The sequence below is a fragment of the Bradyrhizobium sp. USDA 4504 genome, from assembly GCF_054063995.1.
Map to the genome: position 1 here is coordinate 2,370,526 of NZ_JBSSGV010000001.1, position 21,076 is coordinate 2,391,601.

Here is a 21,076-nt window from a genome sequence, read left to right on the forward strand (position 1 = left end):
TGTTAAGGGCTTACGCTGCTAAGGGCTCTCGCGAATCGGCGAAGTCGGTGCCGTCCTAACTGAGGCGCATTGGGGGCATCCGGCAAGGCCAGAGCGCCACCTGTCCCGCGCGGCGGATGTATAGCGGCGGGGGGCTGATACGTCACGCCCGCTTTAGCTGGTCTCGCGACGGAATCGGGCCGGTGTGGCATTTTTCTCAGCCGCATCAGGGCCTCCGGAGCTGCCCTGGTCGCGCCGGCCGCCCCGGGGCGTCCCGCGTGCCGCAATTTCGGCGACCAGCGTGGTGAGATTGCCGACGCTGTTGAGGGTGAGCCCTGAATCGCCGCCGCTCTCGCCGCGGGCCGATTCGGGCAGGATGGCCCGGGCGAAGCCGAGCTTGAGGGCCTCCTTGAGCCGGGCCGGGGTCTGCGCCACCGGGCGGATCGCGCCCGATAGCGAAATCTCGCCGAAATAGACCGCATCCGTCGGCAGCGGCGCGTTCACCAGCGATGAGACCAGCGCGGCCGCCGCGGCAAGGTCCGCGGCCGGTTCCTGGATGCGCAGGCCGCCGGCGACGTTGAGATAGACGTCATGTCCGGACAATTTGACGCCGCAATGCGCTTCGAGCACCGCGAGCACCATCGACAGCCGGCTCGGGTCCCAGCCGACCACGGCGCGGCGTGGCGTGCCGAGCGAGGTCGGTGCCACCAGCGCCTGCAACTCGACCAGCACCGGACGGGTGCCCTCGATGCCGGCGAACACCGCCGTGCCGGGGCTGCCGAGCTCGCGCTCGGAGAGGAACAATTCCGAGGGGTTGGTGACCTCGCGCAGGCCGAGGCCGGTCATCTCGAATACGCCGATCTCGTCGGTCGCGCCAAAACGGTTCTTCACCGAGCGCAGGATGCGGAACTGCTGCGAGCCTTCGCCCTCGAACGACAGAACCGCATCGACCATGTGCTCGACCACGCGGGGACCGGCGATCTGGCCGTCCTTTGTCACATGGCCGACCAGGATGATCGCGGCACCCGTCTTCTTGGCAAAGCGAATGAGGGCCTGCGCCGAGGCGCGGACCTGGGTCACCGTGCCGGGCGCGGATTCCACCGTGTCGGTCCACATGGTCTGGATCGAGTCGATCACGATCAGGCGCGGCACCGCGCCTTCCGATAGCGTCGCGACGATGTCCTCGACCGACGTTTCCGAAGCCAGCTGCACCGGCGCGTCCGCGAGCCCGAGCCGTTCGGCGCGCAGCCGCACCTGGGCGACCGCCTCTTCGCCGGAGATATAGACCGCGCGGTGGCCGGCGCGCGCCATCATGCTGGTCGCCTGGGTCAGCAGCGTCGATTTTCCGATGCCGGGATCGCCGCCGACCAAAAGCACCGAGCCGCGGACGAAGCCGCCGCCAGTGACGCGGTCGAGCTCGGCCATCCCGGACGACAGCCGCGGCGCGTCCTGGGTCTTGCCGGACAGCGATTCCAGCGCAAACGTCCGCCCCTTGCGCTTGCTGCGGATCGAGACCGGCACCGAGCCTGTGGTGTCCTCCTCGGCCAGCGTGTTCCACTCGCCGCAGGAATCGCACTTGCCCTGCCAGCGATTATACGCCGCGCCGCAGTTCTGGCAGACGAAGGAGAGGGTGGATTTGGCCATGGAGCAGGTGAGTCGCGCTGTCGAGCACGATGCATAACACGGTTCGGCCGCCGCGCACGATCCATCGAAGAAGACGAAGCGCGAGATGGCGGGGCCGGCTCAGCGCGAGAACACCCGCGTTCCGCCCGGCCAGCGCGGCTTGTCGCCGACCGGGCTGGCGCCGATTTCCCAGCCGACGCCGCCCCACAGCACGTCGACGGCACCAAGCTCTCCGGCGCTGTCGCGTACGTAAAACACGTTCGGCTTGGCGTTGACCTCCAGCGGGCCATTGCTGCCGCTGGGCTGTCGCCTCAACGCGCACCAGACGTCGGCCAGCCTGCTCTCGTGGCTCTGACCCAGTTTGGCGAGGATCTCCTTGTCGCTCGAGGCTGCGCTCAGGATGAAGGTCTGCAACGATGCGCCGCCGCTATCGTCCTCGATCTTGTTCGTGAAGCGCTGCGCGAAGGTCGCGCCTAACCAGGAAATCCTGACCGGCGCGCTCGAGGCGATGTCCTCCTTGAAATGTTCCCGCGCGACGAATTTTTCGGCGTGAGGAATTGCCGAGGTCGACGACGGATCGGACGGTTCCTCACTTTTTGGCTGCAGGGAACATGCAACGCGGTCAGCAGCGGCAACGGCACCCGGTTGCCCCGGTCTTGTATCGTCTGCCGCGACGCTCAATCCCTGCGTCGCCAGAACAACGGTCAACCACAGGGTGAGGCTTGGTTGGCGCATGTTGTTGTTGTCCCTGAATCCGCTGTGCTCGCGGAGACAAGGTAAACCGCATCTTGCAGATGTAAATCAAAGATCAGGTTTCTGGTTAAGGATAAAAAGTAAGTTCAACTACAGCGCGAATTTGAATCAAATGCGCTTCGCGCAAGGGAACTGCTCTCGTTTGTACGCGCGGTCAAACGTGGATGTCCCGCCTCGACAGCAGCAGCGGCGGATTCTCGCGCGGCGTCAGACTCGTCGGCAGAGCGCGGCAGCATCTCGCCTGCGCGCGCAACGGATCGCTCCAGCTCCAGCGAACCCGCCACGACGGATTGTTGGCGTAGGCCGGAATGCGCCAGACCCAGATCGTCTCGTAGACGCTGTCTCCGAACTGCGCGACATCGGGCCTTGCCGTCGGCCAGAACGCCGAGCCGGCAACGGCGAACGTCACAATCGCCGCAGTCGTGATCATCATCTTGCGCATCGCGCGCCTGCCTTTCCCGCCTGTCGTGGGCTTTGACGACCCGCGACTCCCAATGCTTCGACTTGCGATCCCGCATTCGTCAGGCCGACATCGGCGACATCAGGCGCCGGGCTCTGCGCCCGATCTGCACGCCAGGTGTCGCTGAACCTCGTCGTCTGAACTCTCGGGACTCGCATCCGGGTCGTCGATCAACCCTGTGATGCCTGCTGGAGCAAAGTTCTTTTCCGCAAACGATCAAGTGCAAGTAATGAGATTGTCATAAACGCAGCGGCCGGACGATGGCAATCCGGATAACAACGGAAGGTGAGCGCTCAACAAAACTCTTTCGGGGTACACGCCACCCGATGCGCAAAGCCCCGTAGAATTACGACACCATCGGGAGAATGTTGGTGTTCGTCACGGTGAAATCCGTTTGCCCAGGGCCCGGTCGATGTCGGAATTTTACTGCGTCATTGCAGACCACAACAGCGCCGTGCCCGCCGCCAGCATGATGCCGTCCATGATCAGGCGGAACGACTCCGGCTTCAGCTGCAGCACGAAGCGCTTTGCGATGAAAGCGCCGGCCATCAGCGAGGCGCCGGCGATCAGGCCCTTCAGCGCAATGTCCGGCGTCAGCGCGCCGAAACGCTCGAACGTCACCGACTTGCTGACATAGAGCCCGAGCGAGCTCGCCGCCTCGGTGGCGAGGAACGCGCCCTTGCTGAGACCGTAGAACAGGAACAGCGGCACGCTGAGCGGGCCGGTCGAGGCCACGATGCCGGTGAGGTAGCCGATGAGCGCACCGCCGATTGCGAGATGCCAGAGATTGGCCTTCAGCCTGTGCCGCGCCAGCCAGTGCCGCACCGGCACCATCGCGATCAGGAATACGCCGATCGCTATATCGACCGCATGCGAGGGCAGCGCGAGCAGGGTGCGCGCGCCGAGCGCGGCGGCCGGGATGCCGGTGATCGAGTAGGCGATGCAGGCACGCCAGTCGACCTCGCGCCACCAGGCGAGGATTCGCGACAGATTGGCCATCACGGCGGCGACGGCCATGATCGGCACCGCCTGCTTCGGCCCGTACTGATAGACCAACACCGGCATCAGCATGATCGACGAGCCGGTGCCGACGATGCCGGAAATGGTGCCGGCGACCAGGCCGACGATGAGGACGAAGAGAAAGCCCACCTGCGCGCTCCGGTGAGGTGATCCCGAGCCATGCTGAATGCGTGTCCCGGGAGAGGGGCTCAGTGTGACCTCATGGTTCGAGACGGCGCAAGGGCGCCGCCGAACCATCGACACGCCATCGTGCGCAGCGCAGCAAGACTTGGACAAATCATGTCGCGAGAATGCGGAGGTATGACTCACAGACCGCGCAACACATTTGTTGTCGACCCTGCGAAAGCAGGGACCCATAACCACGAATGCGGATTATTGCGCGCCGCCGGAACGACAAGTCCCGTTCACAACATCGGCCGCGGAGTATGGGTCCCTGCTTTCGCAGGGACGACAGAGTGATTGTGGCGCGAGCGCGACACGCAAACCCGTCACCTCAACACCACCCACGCCGGCGCGTGATCGCTGGCGCCGTCCTCGCCGCGGATGGCGCGGTCGACGCCGGCTTTCACGAGGCGCGGCGCCACTGCGGGGCTGAGCAGGAGATGATCGAGCCGCAGGCCTGCATCGCGTGGCCAGCGCTGGCGCTTGTAGTCCCAGAAGGTGAACATCGGCGCGTCCGGATGCAGGGCGCGGATCGCATCGCACCAGCCCTGATCGACCAGCGCCTTGAAGGCGGCGCGGCTCTTCGGCTGGATCAGCGCATCCTTGTCCCAGGACCGCGTCGGGTAGATGTCGAACGGCGTCGGCGCGACATTGTAGTCGCCGGCGAGCACCACCGGGACGTCCTGCTTGAGCAGCTTGGCGGCATGGGCGCGCAGCCGCTTGAACCAGGCGAGCTTGTAATCGAATTTCGGCCCGGGCTGCGGATTGCCGTTCGGCAGATAGAGGCTGGTGACGACGATGCCGCGCACCGCGGCCTCGATGTAGCGCGCTTCGTGATCGCCGGCATCGCCGGGCAGGGCGGTGCGGATCAGCACCGGCTCGGCCTTGCGCGCGAGGATGGCGACGCCGTTCCAGGTCTTCTGTCCCTGCCACACCGCGCCGTAGCCGGCCTGCTCGATCGCGGCCGCGGGAAACTCGGCGTCGCTGGCCTTCAGCTCCTGCAGACTGACGATGTCGGGCCTGGCCGATTTCAGCCAGCGCAACAGGTTGGGCAGGCGGCGGTTGACGTTGTTGATGTTGAAGGTCGCGATCTTCATGCGCATCGGCAATCGCGAACCTTGATCATGTCAGGTGGACGTCGCTGTTGGCTCGGCGGCCGGCAGTGGCGGCGGCGCAGCGGGCGCTGCTGTTGGCAAGGCTGGCGGTGCTGCGGGCGTGGCAGCCGGCTCGCTCGTCTCGGCGACCGCGTCGCTTCTCGCGGCGACGGCATCGCCGCCCTTGTAGATGCGCACGAAGCGGCGGCCGAGACTGGTCAACACCTCATAGCCGATGGTGCCGAAATGATGCGCGACCTCGTCGACCGTGATGCCTTCGCCGATCAGCGTCACCATGTGGCCGCGCCGCACGGCATTCTTGTCGAGGTCGGTGACATCGACCGCGATCAGGTCCATCGAGACGCGGCCGGCGATCGGGCAGCGCTTGCCGGCGACCACGACCTCGGCGCCGCGGGTGCCGTCATTGGCGCTGGCGGCGCGGAAATAGCCGTCGGCATAGCCGGCGGCGACGATCGCAAGCCGGGTCGGCCGGCGCGCGGTCCAGGTGCCGCCATAGCCGACGGTCTCGCCGCGATCGATGTTGCGGATCTGCACGATGCGCGCCTTGAGATCGACCACCTGCTGCATCGGGTTGTCGGCCTCCGGCGTCGGATTGACGCCATAGAGCGCGCAGCCCGGTCGCACCATCTCGAACTGGAATTGCGCGCCGAGAAACACGCCGGAAGAATTCGCCAGCGAGGCCGGCACGCCAGTGAACAGGCTCGCGATCTCGCGGAAGCTCGCAAGCTGCTTGGCGTTGGCGGGATTGTTGAGCAATTCGGCGGAGGCGAGGTGGCTCATGACCAGCGTGATGCCGTGATCGCCGGCATTGATCCGCGGGATGATGCCCTGTGCCTCGCTGACCGTGAGCCCCAGCCGGTTCATGCCGGTGTCGATATGGATGCCGGCGCCGCCGGACCAGCCGGAGCGGCGGCAGAACACGTCCCATTCGGCGAGCTCGTTGAGATCGCCGATCACCGGCTTGCAGTCGATCCTGGCGTAGGCGTCGCCGGTGTTCTGGAAAAAACCGCCGAGCGAATACACGGTCGCCTCGGGAGCGGCCGCGCGCACCGCGGCGGCCTCCTCGACGCTGGCGACGAAGAAGGTCTTGCAGCCGGCCTTGGCCAGCGCCCGCGCAACCTGCTCGGCGCCGCAGCCATAGGCGTTGGCCTTGACCACGGCGGCGCATTCGGCCGGCACCGCGGTCTTCTCGAGCTTGCGCCAGTTGGCGATGATGGCGTCGAGGTCGATGGTGAGGATACCGCTGGCGGTCGGGTGGGCCGCCAGCAAACTGGCCTCGGATGTCAGCTGCGATTTCGCGTCAGTCACGATGTTCATGGCTCAGTTGTACGCGGGTGCCCTGCGTCGTTCAACCGAGTCCGGATCTCAGTGGCCGTGATCCGGAACCTGACCGTCGGGTGCGAGGTCGCCGAAGCGCGTGACGCTGGCCTCGAAGTGCAGATCGACCGTGCCGGTCGGGCCGTGTCGCTGCTTGCCGATGATGACTTCGGCCTTGCCGTGGGCAAGGTCCATGTCCATCTGCCACTTCTCATATTCCGGCGTGCCCGCGCGCGGCTCCTTGTTGGCGAGGTAGTATTCCTCGCGATAGACGAAGATCACGACGTCGGCGTCCTGCTCGATCGAGCCGGATTCACGCAGGTCGGACAGCTGCGGCCGCTTGTCGTCGCGGTTTTCGACCTGACGCGACAGCTGCGACAGCGCGATGATCGGAACGTTCAGTTCCTTGGCAAGTGCCTTCAGGTTGGTGGTGATCTCGGTGATTTCCTGCACGCGGTTGTCGTTGCCGCGTTTGCCCGAGCCCTGCAGCAGCTGGATATAGTCGATCACGATCAGGTCGAGGCCCTTCTGGCGCTTGAGCCGTCGCGCCCGCGCGGTGAGCTGCGAGATCGAGAGACCGCCGGTTTCGTCGACGTAGAACGGTAGCGATTGCAGCTCGATCGAACAGTCGCGGATCTTCTCGAAATCGAGCTCGGAGATGCCGCCGCGACGGATCGAGCTCGAGGGGATGCCGGTGCGCTCGGCGAGAATACGGGTGGCGAGCTGTTCGCCGCTCATTTCGCAGGAGAAGAAGCCGACACAGCCGCCATTGACTGCTTTGGTGGTGCCGTCCGCCTGGACTTCCGGCACATAGGCTTTGGCGATGTTGTAGGCGATATTGGTGGCGAGCGATGTCTTGCCCATGCCGGGACGGCCGGCGAGGATGATGAGGTCGGACGGCTGCAGGCCGCCCATCTTGGCGTCGAGGTCGCGCAGACCGGTCGAAATGCCCGACAGCTTGCCGTCGCGCTGGAACGCCTTCGCCGCCATGTCGACGGCGATCGTCAGTGCCTGCGCGAAGCGCTGGAAGCCGCCGTCATAGCGGCCGGTTTCAGCAAGGCCGTAGAGCTGCCGCTCGGCATCCTCGATCTGGGCGCGCGGCGCGAAGTCGACCGGCGCGTCATAGGCGACGTTGACGATGTCCTCGCCGATCTGGATCAGGTTGCGGCGCAGGCTGAGATCGTAAACGGTGCGTCCGTAGTCCTGCGCGTTGATGATGGTGGTCGCTTCGGCGGCAAGCCGGGCGAGGTATTGGCCGACCGTCATGCCGCCGATGTCGAGCTCGGCCGGCAGGAACGTCTTCAGGGTCACGGGGTTCGCGACCTTGCCCATCCGGATCAGGCTTCCGGCGGTCTCATAGATTTGCTGATGGATGGTTTCGAAGAAGTGCTTCGGCTCCAGGAAATCGGAGACCCGGTAGAAGGCGTCGTTATTGACCAGGATCGCGCCCAGCAGGCCCTGTTCCGCTTCGATGTTGTGCGGCGCACTTCGGTAGGCCGGGGATGCGGCGTCGGGCGCGAGCTTGTGGACGTTCGAATCAATCAAGGCCATGGACGAGCTTATTCTTCTGATTTCGTCGTTACTGAGATTTTCGGCTGTGGGGCGGCGATGAAGCGCCAGCCCGGCACGAAGCGAAAGGACGGATGTTTCTTATGCACGATTCACACAACGCGAGGTGTGAATCCGAAACAGCCGGATGCATTCCGCTTGACTGGGGTTTTGTCCGAAACCGGTCGGGAGCCGGCCGATCAGCACGGTCGTTGGCAAAAATTGGACGCCGCCTGAACCTTTTGCCAGGCGAGCGGACCCATGGAGAGGCGAGGCGGCTGTTGGCGTCGATTTCTCAGACCAGGATGAGGAAGGCCAGCGCGATCAAGGCGGCCACCACGCCAGTGGCGATCAGGGCGTAGTCAGTCGCGATATCGCGCTGCGGGTCCAACATCGTCTGGTGTGTTTCTCGGGTCATTCCGGACCACTACGACAGTCCGGGACAGACCTCTGTGAAGCAGATCACATGCGCCGCACTTTTTTTGCGGCAGGTTCGCGGGAACGACCCGGCGGATTCCAGGTTGTCTACGCTCAGGCAAGATACGGCGGCGATGGCTCGAGAGTTTCAGACAGCGCGATCAAGGCTTGGCCGGGCAGATGGCATGGATCGCCGCTGGCTGGCGGCGCTTGTCGATGCCATGGAGCAGGCGGCGCGTCCCGAGGTTCGCAATGTTCCCTGCGATGCCAGCTTGATTTCGGCCGCCGCGGCCCATCTGGCGCGTCCGGCGCCGACCTTTGGCCATTGCGGGTCGGCCTACAGCCTGCGCAACTAGCAGTACCCGTTCCTTCAGACCTATTCGCCGGCGAGTTGCAGCCGGGGCTTGGCCGCGCCGGCCTCCTTCAGCCGCAGGCGGGCTTCTTCGCCGCCGATATAGTCGCGGGTTATCGGGACGATGCCCTGGCGCTTGGTGAGCTGGAGCTGGAAGTTCATCATGTTCTGCACGCGGAACGACATCTCCGACGCAGCCAGGTAGAATTCCCACATCCGGGCAAAGGTCTCGTCGTAGAGCCGCACGGCCTCCTCGCGCCGCGCCATGAAGCGCTCGCGCCATGCCTTCAGCGTCTCGGCATAGTGCAGGCGGAGGATCTCCATGTCGCAGATCAGCAATCCGGCCTTCTCGATCGCCGGCATGACCTCGGACAGCGCCGGAATGTAGCCGCCGGGGAAGATGTATTTCCGGATCCAGGGGCTGGTGACGTCGGGGCCGGTCGAGCGGCCGATCGAGTGCAGCACCATGACACCGTCGTCGCTCAGCAGTTCGGCGCAGCGCGCGAAGAAGGTTTCATAGTAGGCGACCCCGACATGCTCGAACATGCCGACCGAGACGATGCGGTCGAACGGCCCGGGGATGTCGCGATAGTCCTGCAGCAGGAAGCGCGCCGATTGCGCCAGGTTCCGCTCCGCCGCCCGGGCGTTGGAAATTTGCAGCTGCTCGGTCGACAGCGTGACGCCGGTGACGTCGGCGCCGCTCATCTCGGCGAGATAGAGCCCAAGGCCGCCCCAGCCGGAACCGATATCGAGGATGCGGTGCCCGGGCTTGATCAGGAGTTTTGCGGCGAGGTGACGCTTCTTGGCGAGCTGGGCATCGTCCAGCGTCGCGTCCGGCGTCTCGAAATAGGCGCAGCTGTATTGCTTGTCCGCGTCGAGGAAGAGCGAATAGAGGCGGCCGTCGAGATCGTAATGACGGGCGACATTGCTTCTGGATCGGCCGCGCACATTGATCTGCTGGGCGCGGCGTCCGAGGAAGCGTACCCAGGCCTGCAGCCTGGCAAAGTTCGGCAGCATGGCTGCCTGACCCATCAGGACCGCCAGCACGTCGGCGACGGTGCCTTGCTCCACCACGAACGTGCCGTCCATGAAGGCTTCGCCGAGATAAAGTTCGGGATCGACCAGGATGCGGAGTTCCGCCCCTCGCGTCATGAAGCGCACGGCGACCGGTACACCCGTGCCATCACCGCAGATGAACTGAGCGCCGCTCGCGGTCGTGAACGTGATCGAACCGCGGCGGATGAAGCGCCCCAAGAAGTATCGCAACAATCGGTCCATCGAAACACCAACGGAACGGCAAGCTGCACACCGACACCACCGGAGTTGATCACTCCAATGTGTCCCCAACCTCAAGATAGGCAGGGAATTAGATCGCGCTATAGCGTTGTGGTCAAAGCCGATATTCCAAAATGTGACAATTGCGTGGATGCGTCATGGGCGCGCTTCCATTCGCGCGATAATCGGCTAAAAGGTGACCGCCGCGGCCGATCCATCAGGCGCTGGCGGCGATTTTTCCGGAATCTGGAGACTTAAGGAATGTTGAGCCGAGCCCTCAGTCTGGCGACGGTGGCGCTTCTGATTGGCTGCCTGTCAGCCGTATCGGCGCAGGCGCAAAACCTCGAGGCCGGCAAGAGCCCCTCCCAGATCTTCGCAAGCACCTGCACAGCTTGCCACAAGAGCCCGCGCGGCCTGCTGAAATCGGTCCCGGCCGGTTCGCTGCCGGGCTTCCTGCGCCAGCACTACACGACGTCCAGCGACATGGCCGGCGTGCTTGCCTCCTATCTGATTTCGAATGGTGCCAACGACCCGCGCTACCAGGCCAAGGATCAGCCCAAGGGGACTAAGGGCGGTAGGGAAGGCAGGCAGGAGGCGAACCAGTCCCCGGAGCAGCCGTCCGAGCGTCCGGCCCGCCGACGGCACCAGGATGCCGCGCCGCAGGAAGGGGCCAAACCCGATGGCGATGGCTTGAATCCCGAAGGACGTCCAGCTCACCGCGGCAAGCGGATGGCCCGCCCGAGCGAGACGCCGGAAGGCGCGAAGCCGGATGACGGCCAGACGCCGCAGGCCTTGGGCGAGGGCAAGCCGTCGCGTCAGAAGCACGGCCGTCGCGGCAAGCCCGTCGAGGAGCCGAAGTCCGAGGAGACGCCCAAGGGCGCGGCGACCAGCGACGAGCCCAAGACAGACCCCAAGACATCCACCCGGCATGATGACAAGGGTGAAGCCGAGAAGCCGGCGAAGCCTGCCGCCGAGCCCGACACGGCAAAGGTCGACGCGCCCAAGAGCAATGGCGGCGGCGAGCCGGCTGCCGTGCGATCCGATCCGGTTCCGCAGGTCACACCGGCGCCTGCCGCGGCTGCGCCTGCGGCGTCCGAGCCGGCAGCCGCCGCATCTCCCGCTCCGGAGCCAGCCGCGCCGCCGGTGACTGCGACGGCGCCGCCGCCGCCACCGCCCACGACGCCAGGCTCCGGCCCGCCGGAAGCTCCGACCTCGAAGTAATCGCCAACGCCGGGCCGCAAGGTCCGGCGTATTTGTTTGATCATCATTAGAGCAGTGCTCTAGAGTGTTAATCTAGTCAGGAGGACGACTTGAGCACGGCGCGCGAAGATCTGCTCGCAGCGGGACTGGCGGTGTTCGACCGCGACGGATTTGAGGGCGCGACGGTGGCCGAGATTCGCTCCCGCGCCCGCGCGTCCAACGGCAGCTTCTTCCACTTCTTCACCTCGAAGAAGGCGCTCGCCGGCACCCTGTTCCTGGAAATCCTGCAGGCCTATCACGCCACCATCATCAGCTCGGTCGACGCCAGCTGCGGGGCGGGCGAGGGCGTTGAGCGGCTGATCCACGCCCATCTCGATTGGGTCGTGAGCAACCGGCGCGAGGCGCGCTTCCTGTTCGAGATTTCGCGCAGCGAGTGGGGCGAGGAGGTGCGCGGCGCGCAGCGCAGCGAGAATTCGCGGCTCACCGACGGCATCGAGCGCTGGCGTGCGCCGCTGCTCGCGCGCGGCGAATTGCTGCCGATGAGCGCCGTGCTGTTCTTCAGCCAGATCGTCGGGCCGGCGCAGATCTTCTGCCGCGCCTGGCTATCGGGCCGCCATACCGGCGATCCGCGCGAACAGGTCGAGACGCTGATCGCCTGCGCGGTCCGCGCGGTGGTGGCGCCGGGTGCGCCAGAACGAACAGGAGAGACTTCATGAGCGAGACCGATCCGGACTTTGCACCGATCGCGACGCGAATTCGCGACAATGTCGGCCGGCAGGGCTTCATGGGTCTTGTCGGTGCCGAGGTAGCCGAGCTGTCGCGCGGCACCTGCACGCTCGCGGTCGACCGCCGGCCGGAGCTGTTGCAGCAGCATGGCCTGTTTCACGGCGGAGTGACGGCGTTTCTGGTCGACAACGCCACCACGATCGCAGCGGCGACGTCGCGCGGCCAGCCGGCGCTGACGGCGGAATACAAGCTGAACCTGCTGTCGCCGGCCTCGGGCGATCGTCTGATCTGCCGGGCGCGCGTGATCAAGCCGGGACGTCAGGTCGCCGTCGTTGCAGCCGACGTGTTCTGCGTCATCGACGGCAAGGAGAAGCACACCGCGACCGCATTGGCGTCGATCGCCATGCTCGACGACAAGGCGGCGGCACGAATCCAAAGCCCGGACTGATCGAGGCCGGGCTTCGTAGCGTTTAGTCGGTTGGACGATGGAGAGAAGCTTACTTCTCTTCGGCGGCCGGAGCCGGCGCGGCTTCCTCGTCGTGCTGGACTTCCGGATCGAAGAATTCGCCGGCGGCGGCGAGCGCCTCGGCGGCAGCGTCCTGGTCTTCCTGGCGGGTCGAGATGTCCTCGCCGCGCTTGATCCGCTCGGCCTCTTCGGCGGAGCGGGCGACCGTCACGGTGACGCTGGTCTCGACCTCGGGGTGGACGGCGATCGTCACCTTCTGCGCGCCGATCACCTTGATCGGCGAGTCGAGCCAGACCTGCGGGCGCGACACCGTCACGCCGTCGGCAGCCAGCGCGGCGACGATGTCGCGCACCGTCACCGAGCCGAACAGCTGGCCGGATTCGGAGGCCTGGCGGATGATGACGATGTCGCGGCCGTCGATCTTCTCGGCGACCTTGGCGGCTTCGCCCTTGGCCTGGATGTTGTTGGCCTCGAGCTCGGCCTTCATGCCATCATACTTGGCGCGGTTCGCCTCGGTGGCGCGCAGCGCCTTGCCGCGCTTCAGCAAGAAGTTGCGGGCGAACCCGTCCTTGACGCGCACGACTTCGCCCATTTGGCCAAGCTTGGCAACGCGTTCGAGCAGAATGACTTCCATTTTCGTTCTCCTTTAGATGCAAAGTACGGGTTTAAGTGGTTGGATCGAATCTCAAGCCGCGGGCAAAGGCGGCGGTCTTGTCTGCAGATAGCGCTGGCGCAGCCCGAACACGGCGTCGGCGATGCCGAGCGCGAACATCGCCACGATCGGCCAGCCGAACATGACGACGACCGCATAGATGCCACCGAGCCAGAAGCCGCGATTGGTGAGCGACAGCGTCAAGGTGTGCAGAACGGCGAAGCCGACCAGCGCATAGGCGATTACGAGTGCCGCGGTGACGATCTGCGCCAGCAGCGCAAGCATGCCGCCGATGAAGCTGACGGCGACAGCCGCCAGCAGCGCGACCAACGTCACGGCGGGAAGCGCCGTGGTGCGGAAATCCGGCCATGGCCGGTTCAACCGCCCGGAGGTTTGCGTGATCTTGCCGGCGAGCCAAAGGTTCAGCGTCAGCGTCACCATGGCGATGATGGTCGCCGCGAGCGGCGCGAAGATCACCAACGCGTCGACCAGCCGTTCGATGTCACCGCTGGGCTGCGCTTCGCCGGTGCTGAGCATCTTGAGCAGGCCGCGCCGCAACGTGCCGGTGATCGTGTCGGTATCGGTGCCGAGCGTGAGCAGCGCGGCGGTCGTGGTAACGATGGCGAAGGCTGCAATCCAGAGCAGGATGCGGCCGACGGGGTACCATTCAATCGCTGGCTGCTGCTGCTTGGTGCTGTCGCCGGCTTCGCCCGCGACCGGCCGTCCGAGCAGGGCCAGGTGGCCGAGCCACCAGCCGGGCACGGCGACCATCATGGCAAACGCGATGCTGTAGGGAAGGCCGAAGAGCGTGCCGAGCACGGATGCCGCACCCACTCCACCGATAGCGGCGGCGAGGGGGCCCCAGCCGAGCGCCGCCACCATGATCGGCAGCGGTGCGAGATAGAACAGCAATATCGAGATCGCCGCGCCCGAACTGATCGAGGCGAACATCAGCGCCGACGCGGCGCCGGCTGCGAGTGCAACGGTGAATATTCCGATCATCAGCTGTCCCGCCCCCTTCGAGCGGTTAGGGGTCCTGCTTCGAGAACCCCAACCATCGGCGACCGGACGACCCGGAAGCCTTATGAGAATGAGCGGCCGGCGACGTATGCCGCCGGCCGGAAACGATTACCTGATCACGTAAGGCAGCAAGCCGAGGAAGCGCGCGCGCTTGATGGCGCGGGCGAGCTCACGCTGCTTCTTGGCGGACACGGCCGTGATGCGGCTCGGCACGATCTTGCCGCGCTCGGAGACGTAACGCATCAGCAGCTTGGAATCCTTGTAGTCGATCTTCGGCGCATTCGCGCCCGTGAACGGGCAGGACTTGCGACGACGGAAAAACGGACGGCGGGCACCAGCATCAGCCATGATTCATTACTCCTCGGTCGCAGCTTCTTCTTCACGCGGACGGCGCGGGCCACGGTCGCCACGGAAACCACCCTCGCGGTCACCACGGAAGCCGCCTTCGCGGTCGCCACGGAAGCCACCACCACGGTCATCGCGCTCGCGATCGCGGTCGGCCTTGCGCATCATCGCGGACGGGCCTTCCTCGTGCTCTTCGACGCGCACGGTGAGATAGCGGATGACGTCTTCGTTGATCCGCTCCTGACGTTCGATCTCGGTGACGACAGCCGACGGTGCGTCGATGTTCATCAGCACGAAATGCGCCTTGCGGTTCTTGTTCATGCGGTAGGTGAGGGATCGCACGCCCCAGCTCTCGGTCTTGGTGACCTTGCCGCCGCCCTGTTCGACGATCCCCGTCATCTGGGCCGTCAGTTCATCCACCTGCTGGGTGCTCGCATCCTGACGCGCGAGAAAAACATGCTCATAAAGAGGCATGGTTGTCCTTTCCTGTGTTGGCGCGGTTTCCGGCGACAAGCCCTTCGAGACCTTCGGAAAGGACTCGAGCTGCTCAGAAGGCGGGAGCACGGGACGACGGGCCGACTGGCCCTGCCACATCAAAATCAACGGGTGAATTTGCTGAGACCGTCCGTTCAGCTCCCGGCCGGAGCCCACGAATGGCGCGCTTATATGGATTTTGGCCGCGAAAGCAAGGGTTCTCGGTCCCCGGATGTGCGAGGTGTCGTGGCCCTCCAGGCCGTTTGACGCAACCTCGGGTGATTTCCCGTTGATTTCTTTGTTTGTATATCATACAAACATCTTTGGGAGGACGAGATATGGGTTCGGAGACCGCCAGCGGCATGTCTGCGCCCGATCCGAAGCACGCGGTCCGCGCGACGCGGTCGGCGGGGCGCAAGATGCGCTCGCTGCTGCTCGATGCCGCCAGCCGCCTGTTCAAGGAACGCGGGCTCTCGGGCACATCGATCTCCGATATCGCCGCGGCCGCGGACGCCTTTCCGAGCCAGATCACCTATTACTTCCGCACCAAGGAAGCGCTGTTCGTCGAAGCCGCCAGCCGCGACATGCTCTATCTCGCGCGCGCGACCGAGCAGGCCGCCCTGAATGCCCACACCCCGCGCGACTACACCCACGCTTTGGCCGAGACCGTGACCGCGACCGACACGGTCGCTTTCTTCGCGGAGGCCTTGACCCTCACGCGGCGCCGGCAGGACCTCGCGCCCCTTGTCGAGCGCACCATCGAACGTCTGCACAGCGAGGGCGCGCGCGCCTATGCGGGCCAGGTCGAGCGGCACGGCTGGCGCTCGCTGCGCGCGCCCGAGGAGAGCTCGCGGCGGTTCTGGGCGATCGCGATCGGCGTGATCGTCGAAGGTTTTGCGATGGGCCGCGCTGCCGACGAGATGTGCCGCGAATTGCTGCGCGCGCTCGGCGAGCAGGCGACATCAACTTCGACGTCGGCCAATGACGGGACGCGGCTGCGCCTGGTCGGCGATCACGACACTTCATCCTCAACGGACGGCGAGACAGGCACATGACCGCGCTTCGCATGCGAGCCCGCGATTTCCTCACCGAGGACGAATTGGTTGCGGTGCGCGAGCGCACGACGTGGAAGGGCGCAGCCCTGATCGTGCATGCCTGGGCGCTGATCCTGGGCGCGATCGCGCTGGTCGCGTGGTGGCCCAATCCGCTGACCTATCTGCTCGCCGTTGCGATCATCGGCTCGCGCCAGCTCGGGCTTGCGATCCTGATGCATGACGGGGCGCACGGCTGTCTGTCGGCGGACGAGAGGACCAACCTGACGCTGAGCCAGTGGTTCTGCGCCTATCCGATCTTCGCGGAGACCCGCGGCTATCGCCGCTATCATCTGCAGCATCATGCGCGGACGCAGCAGGAGGATGATCCCGATCTCGTGCTGTCGGCGCCGTTTCCGATCACGAAGCTGAGCTACCGCCGGAAGTTCTTCCGCGATATCACCGGGCAGACCGGCTACCAGCAGCGCAAGGCGCAATTGCTCAATGCGATCGGGCCGAAGGAGTGGCCGTTGTCGCGGCGCGCCGCCAACTTCTGGCAGAAGCTCGGGCCGCAATGCGTCACCAACGCCTTGCTGTTCGCGGGCCTCGCCGCCGCCGGTGTGTGGTGGGCCTATCCGCTGTTGTGGCTGGTGCCGCTGCTGACCTGGATGATGGTGATCACGCGCATCCGCAACATTGCCGAACACGCCGTCGTGCCCGACAGCTCCGATCCCCTGCGCAACACCCGCACCACGCGGGCCAATGTCCTCGAGCGTCTCTTCATCGCGCCGTACTACGTGAACTATCACCTCGAGCATCATTTGCTGTTCTACGTGCCCTGCTACAACCTGCCGCGCGTCCACCGCATCCTCAGCGAAAGCCGCTATGCCGGCCGGATGGAAGTGCAGCCGGGCTACGCCGCCGTGCTGCGGCTGGCGACCGCCAGGCCCGCCAACGAGGATCGTCCGGGCCAGCTGGTCAACAGCGCACGCCGGGCGAGGGCCGGCGCCGAGGTTAACGCCGACCAGAATGCCGGCGGGTTCTAGTGTGCTGAATGCGAAGTTCGTGCGATTTCGCGGCAGCCACTTTCACGAACTTCGCATTCATAAAGCACACTAGAATCATAAGTTTGCTAGTGTCCTTATCGAATCCGAAGTTCGCTCCGAAGGTGCGGCAAATGATGCGAACTTCGGATTCGGGACACTAGCCCGGAGCCGGGACCGGCATCCCCAGGGTTCCTCTGGCGCGGCTTGACAGCACCGCCTCCGTCAGTGTCTTACGGCCCGGTCCGGGGCCGGTTGCAAGGCTGGGCTGCCAAGCCTGGGCTGCCAAGGCTTGGTTGCCAAGGCTTGGTTGCCAAGGCCTGATTGCCAAGGCTTGGTTGCAAGGGATTGGCCCGGACCCGCTGTGGCGCGTTTTGCGCGACGCGGATACCGTTTTCCCCTGCGGCAGGCGTAAAGCGCCTGCGCGGAGATCACGCTCAACAAGGTAGGGATCGCCGATGACGGCAGCATTTACGTTTCCCGGGCAGGGCTCGCAGGCGGTTGGCATGGGCAAGGCCCTGGCCGACGCCTTTCCGGCGGCCAGGGCGGTGTTCGACGAGGTCGATTCCGCGCTGGGCGAGAAGCTGACCGCGATCATCTGGGATGGTCCCGGCGAGACATTGCAGCTCACCGAAAATGCCCAGCCCGCCCTGATGGCGGTGTCGATCGCCACATTGCGCGTGCTCGAGAGCGAGGCCGGCTTTTCGGTCGGCCGCAATGCGGCCTTTGTTGCCGGACACTCGCTCGGCGAGTATTCGGCGCTGGCCGCCGCCGGGAGCCTCTCCGTCAGCGACACCGCGCGGCTGCTCCGCACCCGCGGGCTCGCGATGCAGAAGGCGGTGCCGGTCGGCGTCGGTGCGATGGCCGCACTGCTCGGTCTCGATTACGAAACCGCCGTGGCGGTCGCCAACGAGGCGGCGCAGGGACAAGTCTGCCAGGCCGCCAACGACAATGGCGGCGGCCAGGTGGTGGTCTCCGGTGACAAGGCCGCCGTCGATCGCGCGGTCGAAATCGCCAAGACCAAGGGCGCCAAGCGCGCCATGCTGCTGCCGGTGTCGGCGCCGTTCCATTGCAAGCTGATGCAGCCGGCGGCCGATGCGATGGCAGAGGCGCTGTCGGGGGTGACCATCAAGGCGCCCGCGGCGCCGCTGGTCTCCAACGTGCTGGCCTCCGCCATCACCGATCCCGACGAGATCCGCCGCCGCCTGATCGAGCAGGTCACGGGCACCGTGCGCTGGCGCGAGTCGGTTGCCTATATGGCAGGGCAGGGCGTGACGCGGTTCTTCGAGATCGGCGCCGGCAAGGTGCTGAGCGGCCTCGTCAAGCGCATTGCCGACGGCGCGGTCGGCGTGTCCGTCGGCGGTCCGAACGATATCGCTGCGGCCAAGGACGCGCTCGCGGCTTCGGCTTGAAGCAGCCGGAAGGAGAATTCGATGTTTGATCTGACTGGCAAGACGGCGCTCGTCACGGGCGCAACCGGCGGCATCGGCGGCGCGATTGCGCAGGCGCTGCATGCGCAGGGCGCAACGGTAGCGATCTCGGGGACGCGGCGCGAGGTGCTGGACGGCTTTGCGGCCAAGCTCGGCGCGCGCGTGCATGTCCTGCCGTGCAATCTCTCCAGCAAGGATGATGTCGAGGCGCTGGTGCCGGCAGCGGAAGCTGCGATGGGACAGGTCGACATCCTGATCGCCAACGCCGGCATCACCCGCGACAACCTGTTCGTGCAGCTGCGCGACGAGGATTGGGACGACGTGATCGCGGTCAACCTGACCGCGACGTTCCGCCTGGCGCGCGCGGCGACCAAACTGATGATGCGCAAGCGCTTCGGCCGCATCATCGCGATCACCTCGATCGTCGGCGTCACCGGCAATCCGGGGCAGGGCAACTACACCGCGTCGAAGGCCGGCATCATCGGCCTGATCAAGACGCTGGGCGCCGAATACGCCAAGCGCGGCGTGACCGCCAATTGCATCGCGCCGGGTTTCATCAAGACGCCGATGACCGATGCGCTCAACGACAAGCAGCGCGAATCCATCCTGGCGAAGGTTCCTGCGGCGCGGCTCGGAACGCCCGAGGACATCGCGGCCGCGGCGGTCTATCTGGCCTCGAACGAGGCCGCCTACGTCACCGGACAGACGATCCACGTCAACGGCGGGATGGCTATGATTTGAGCTACTGGCCGCCTCTCGCAATGCGGCGAAAAGCCGTTTTCGGGAGCCGGTTCAGGCGTGTAGTCAAGGCTTTGGAAGTATGGTAGCTGAAGCCCCCGTGGATGGGCGAAGAACGCCATTGCAGGATTTTGAAACCCTGTATATTGGCGTGGCGACGCCTGCCGTTCGCCGGGGCTTTAATCGGCTACGACCGGGCCGAATCAAGACTATGCGCGACTGAGTAATCGAGACGACCACGATGGCTCGTATCGTCTTGGGGTCGGGTCCAATGGAACAACGAGGTTGAACGATGAGTGAGATTGGCGAGCGGGTTAAGAAGATTGTGGTCGAGCACCTTGGTGTCGAACCCGAGAAGGTGGTCGATAGCGCGAGCTTCATCGATGACCTCGGCGCCGACAGCCTCGACACCGTCGAGCTCGTGATGGCATTCGAAGAAGAATTCGGTTGCGAGATTCCCGACGACGCGGCGGAGACGATTCTGACCGTTGGCGACGCGACCAAGTTTCTCGAGAAGAACGCGAAGAGCTGACGCCGATCGCGAAGTTGACGGGGCCGGACGGACCGTGATCGAGCGGTCCCCCGGCTTCTTATTATCAGCCGCGCATTGCTGGCCGGAGAGGTGGAAATGAGACGAGTTGTCGTCACGGGGCTGGGCATGCTTACACCGCTCGGCTGCGGCGTTGACGCAACTTGGGCGCGCATCCTCGCCGGAGACAGCGGCGGCAAGAAGATCGACACGTTCGACGTGTCCGACCTGCCGAGCCAGGTCGCCTGCTACATTCCGCGTGGCGACGGCACTGGCGGCACCTTCAATCCCGATCAGTGGATGGAGCCGAAAGACCAGCGCAAGGTCGACGACTTCATCGTCTATGCGATGTGCGCGGCCAAGCAGGCGCTGGACGATGCCGACTGGCATCCGAAGTCGGACGAGGACCAGTTCGCCACCGGCACGATGATCGGCTCCGGCATCGGCGGCCTCACCGGCATTGCCGAGACTGCGGTGCTGCTGAAGGAGCGCGGACCGCGCAGGGTCTCTCCGTTCTTCATTCCGGGCCGCCTGATCAATCTGGCCTCCGGCTACGTCTCGATCGAGCACGGCCTGAAGGGGCCCAATCATGCAGTGGTCACGGCGTGCTCGACCGGCGCGCATGCGGTCGGCGACGCGGCGCGGCTGATCGCGCTCGGCGACGCCGAGGTGATGGTCGCCGGCGGCGCCGAATCGCCGATCTCGCGCATCGGCATCGCCGGCTTCTGCGCGGCGCGTGCGCTGTCCACCGGCTTCAACGAGACCCCGCAAAAGGCATCGCGGCCGTACGACAAGGATCGCGACGGCTTCGTGATGGGCGAGGGCGCCGGCGTCCTCGTGCTGGAGGAATACGAGCACGCGAAGCGCCGCGGCGCGAAGATCTATGCCGAGGTCACCGGCTATGGCCTGTCGGGCGATGCCTTCCACATCACCTCGCCGCCGCCGGACGGCAATGGCGGCTTCCGCAGCATGACCATGGCGCTGAAGCGCGCCGGCCTCGCGGCATCCGACCTCGACTACATCAATGCGCACGGCACCTCGACCCAGGTCGGCGACGAGATCGAGCTCGGCGCGGTCGAGCGTCTGCTCGGCAATGCGGCCTCGAAGGTTTCGATGTCGTCGACCAAGTCCGCGACCGGACATCTGCTCGGTGCGGCCGGTGCGATCGAGGCGATCTTCGCGATCCTGGCGATTCGCGATAACGTGGTGCCGCCGACCATCAATCTCGACAATCCGTCGGTGCAAACGGCGATCGATCTTGTGCCGCATACGTCGCGCAAGCGTGACGTCAATGTGGCGCTGTCCAATTCCTTCGGTTTCGGTGGCACCAACGCTTCCGTGATCGTGCAGCGCGTGACCAATTAGTAGGTCGTTAGAACTAGTCCACCGTTTTGCCGTATT

23 protein-coding genes are annotated in these 21,076 nt (G+C 65.4%); 10 read left to right on the forward strand and 13 right to left on the reverse strand.

Annotated elements, in window-relative coordinates:
* Positions 1-153: 153 nt before the first annotated feature.
* The 8 genes from radA to ACVMB1_RS10620 all read right to left on the reverse strand — a co-directional run bounded on the left by radA (position 154) and on the right by ACVMB1_RS10620 (position 8,395).
* Complete coding sequence (radA, locus tag ACVMB1_RS10585) at positions 154-1,623, reverse strand: DNA repair protein RadA (RefSeq protein ID WP_141343102.1); 1,470 nt, start codon at positions 1,621-1,623, stop codon at positions 154-156.
* Positions 1,624-1,722: 99 nt separating this feature from the next.
* Positions 1,723-2,337: a hypothetical protein gene (locus tag ACVMB1_RS10590; protein ID WP_141343103.1), complete on the reverse strand. Its 615-nt coding sequence runs from the start codon at positions 2,335-2,337 to the stop codon at positions 1,723-1,725.
* A 172-nt stretch (positions 2,338-2,509) separates the two neighbouring features.
* Positions 2,510-2,797: a hypothetical protein gene (locus ACVMB1_RS10595; RefSeq protein ID WP_057019868.1), complete on the reverse strand. Its 288-nt coding sequence runs from the start codon at positions 2,795-2,797 to the stop codon at positions 2,510-2,512.
* Between the two features lie 441 nt (positions 2,798-3,238).
* On the reverse strand, positions 3,239-3,964 hold the full coding sequence (locus ACVMB1_RS10600) for a sulfite exporter TauE/SafE family protein (RefSeq protein ID WP_028335150.1): 726 nt from the start codon (positions 3,962-3,964) through the stop codon (positions 3,239-3,241).
* 359 nt (positions 3,965-4,323) lie between these two features.
* Entirely contained in the window at positions 4,324-5,094 is a 771-nt protein-coding gene (locus ACVMB1_RS10605; protein WP_057020052.1) for an exodeoxyribonuclease III, read from the reverse strand.
* Between the two features lie 30 nt (positions 5,095-5,124).
* Positions 5,125-6,429 carry an alanine racemase gene (gene alr / locus ACVMB1_RS10610; RefSeq protein ID WP_057019870.1) on the reverse strand — a complete coding sequence of 435 codons (1,305 nt, stop codon included), beginning with the start codon at positions 6,427-6,429 and terminating at the stop codon, positions 5,125-5,127.
* Between the two features lie 48 nt (positions 6,430-6,477).
* Positions 6,478-7,980 (reverse strand): replicative DNA helicase, encoded by a 1,503-nt coding sequence (locus tag ACVMB1_RS10615; RefSeq protein ID WP_057019871.1) that lies wholly within the window; start codon positions 7,978-7,980, stop codon positions 6,478-6,480.
* A 292-nt stretch (positions 7,981-8,272) separates the two neighbouring features.
* Positions 8,273-8,395: a hypothetical protein gene (locus ACVMB1_RS10620; protein ID WP_256520498.1), complete on the reverse strand. Its 123-nt coding sequence runs from the start codon at positions 8,393-8,395 to the stop codon at positions 8,273-8,275.
* Between the two features lie 184 nt (positions 8,396-8,579).
* Here ACVMB1_RS10620 and ACVMB1_RS10625 point away from each other — a divergent pair, with 184 nt between their 5' ends.
* Positions 8,580-8,750, forward strand: a complete 171-nt coding sequence (locus tag ACVMB1_RS10625) for a hypothetical protein (protein ID WP_194295401.1) — start codon at positions 8,580-8,582, stop codon at positions 8,748-8,750.
* A gap of 20 nt (positions 8,751-8,770) precedes the next feature.
* On the opposite strand, the gene ACVMB1_RS10630 is transcribed toward ACVMB1_RS10625, so the two are convergent.
* Positions 8,771-10,024 (reverse strand): SAM-dependent methyltransferase, encoded by a 1,254-nt coding sequence (locus ACVMB1_RS10630; RefSeq protein WP_141343105.1) that lies wholly within the window; start codon positions 10,022-10,024, stop codon positions 8,771-8,773.
* 258 nt (positions 10,025-10,282) lie between these two features.
* On the opposite strand from ACVMB1_RS10630, the gene ACVMB1_RS10635 reads away from it, so the two are divergent.
* The 3 genes from ACVMB1_RS10635 (at position 10,283) to ACVMB1_RS10645 (ending at position 12,395) form a co-directional block, all read left to right on the forward strand.
* Positions 10,283-11,242 (forward strand): hypothetical protein, encoded by a 960-nt coding sequence (locus ACVMB1_RS10635; RefSeq protein WP_456848540.1) that lies wholly within the window; start codon positions 10,283-10,285, stop codon positions 11,240-11,242.
* A gap of 89 nt (positions 11,243-11,331) precedes the next feature.
* Positions 11,332-11,937: a TetR/AcrR family transcriptional regulator gene (locus tag ACVMB1_RS10640; RefSeq protein WP_141343064.1), complete on the forward strand. Its 606-nt coding sequence runs from the start codon at positions 11,332-11,334 to the stop codon at positions 11,935-11,937.
* Positions 11,934-12,395 (forward strand): PaaI family thioesterase, encoded by a 462-nt coding sequence (locus ACVMB1_RS10645; protein ID WP_141343065.1) that lies wholly within the window; start codon positions 11,934-11,936, stop codon positions 12,393-12,395. Before ACVMB1_RS10640 ends, ACVMB1_RS10645 begins: the two co-directional genes overlap by 4 nt.
* A gap of 49 nt (positions 12,396-12,444) precedes the next feature.
* On the opposite strand, the gene rplI is transcribed toward ACVMB1_RS10645, so the two are convergent.
* The 4 genes from rplI to rpsF form a co-directional block, all read right to left on the reverse strand.
* On the reverse strand, positions 12,445-13,047 hold the full coding sequence (gene rplI / locus ACVMB1_RS10650; protein ID WP_141343066.1) for a 50S ribosomal protein L9: 603 nt from the start codon (positions 13,045-13,047) through the stop codon (positions 12,445-12,447).
* Between the two features lie 51 nt (positions 13,048-13,098).
* On the reverse strand, positions 13,099-14,067 hold the full coding sequence (locus ACVMB1_RS10655; protein WP_141343067.1) for a hypothetical protein: 969 nt from the start codon (positions 14,065-14,067) through the stop codon (positions 13,099-13,101).
* Between the two features lie 126 nt (positions 14,068-14,193).
* Positions 14,194-14,433, reverse strand: a complete 240-nt coding sequence (gene rpsR / locus ACVMB1_RS10660; RefSeq protein ID WP_016844287.1) for a 30S ribosomal protein S18 — start codon at positions 14,431-14,433, stop codon at positions 14,194-14,196.
* Between the two features lie 6 nt (positions 14,434-14,439).
* Entirely contained in the window at positions 14,440-14,904 is a 465-nt protein-coding gene (gene rpsF, locus ACVMB1_RS10665) for a 30S ribosomal protein S6 (protein ID WP_029083529.1), read from the reverse strand.
* A gap of 338 nt (positions 14,905-15,242) precedes the next feature.
* On the opposite strand from rpsF, the gene ACVMB1_RS10670 reads away from it, so the two are divergent.
* The 6 genes from ACVMB1_RS10670 to fabF all read left to right on the forward strand — a co-directional run bounded on the left by ACVMB1_RS10670 (position 15,243) and on the right by fabF (position 21,040).
* Positions 15,243-15,959, forward strand: coding sequence for a TetR/AcrR family transcriptional regulator C-terminal domain-containing protein (locus ACVMB1_RS10670; protein ID WP_141343068.1), 717 nt, complete (start codon positions 15,243-15,245; stop codon positions 15,957-15,959).
* A complete protein-coding gene (locus ACVMB1_RS10675; protein ID WP_076831952.1) occupies positions 15,956-16,981 on the forward strand; it encodes a fatty acid desaturase family protein in 1,026 nt (341 codons plus the stop codon). Before ACVMB1_RS10670 ends, ACVMB1_RS10675 begins: the two co-directional genes overlap by 4 nt.
* A gap of 455 nt (positions 16,982-17,436) precedes the next feature.
* The gene (gene fabD, locus ACVMB1_RS10680) at positions 17,437-18,390 is read left to right on the forward strand and encodes an ACP S-malonyltransferase (RefSeq protein ID WP_141343069.1); all 954 of its coding nucleotides are present in this window, start codon (positions 17,437-17,439) and stop codon (positions 18,388-18,390) included.
* Between the two features lie 21 nt (positions 18,391-18,411).
* Positions 18,412-19,149: a 3-oxoacyl-[acyl-carrier-protein] reductase gene (fabG, locus tag ACVMB1_RS10685; RefSeq protein ID WP_141343070.1), complete on the forward strand. Its 738-nt coding sequence runs from the start codon at positions 18,412-18,414 to the stop codon at positions 19,147-19,149.
* A 289-nt stretch (positions 19,150-19,438) separates the two neighbouring features.
* Entirely contained in the window at positions 19,439-19,678 is a 240-nt protein-coding gene (locus ACVMB1_RS10690) for an acyl carrier protein (protein ID WP_002716125.1), read from the forward strand.
* Positions 19,679-19,774: 96 nt separating this feature from the next.
* The gene (fabF, locus tag ACVMB1_RS10695; RefSeq protein ID WP_057019881.1) at positions 19,775-21,040 is read left to right on the forward strand and encodes a beta-ketoacyl-ACP synthase II; all 1,266 of its coding nucleotides are present in this window, start codon (positions 19,775-19,777) and stop codon (positions 21,038-21,040) included.
* Positions 21,041-21,076: the final 36 nt, after the last annotated feature.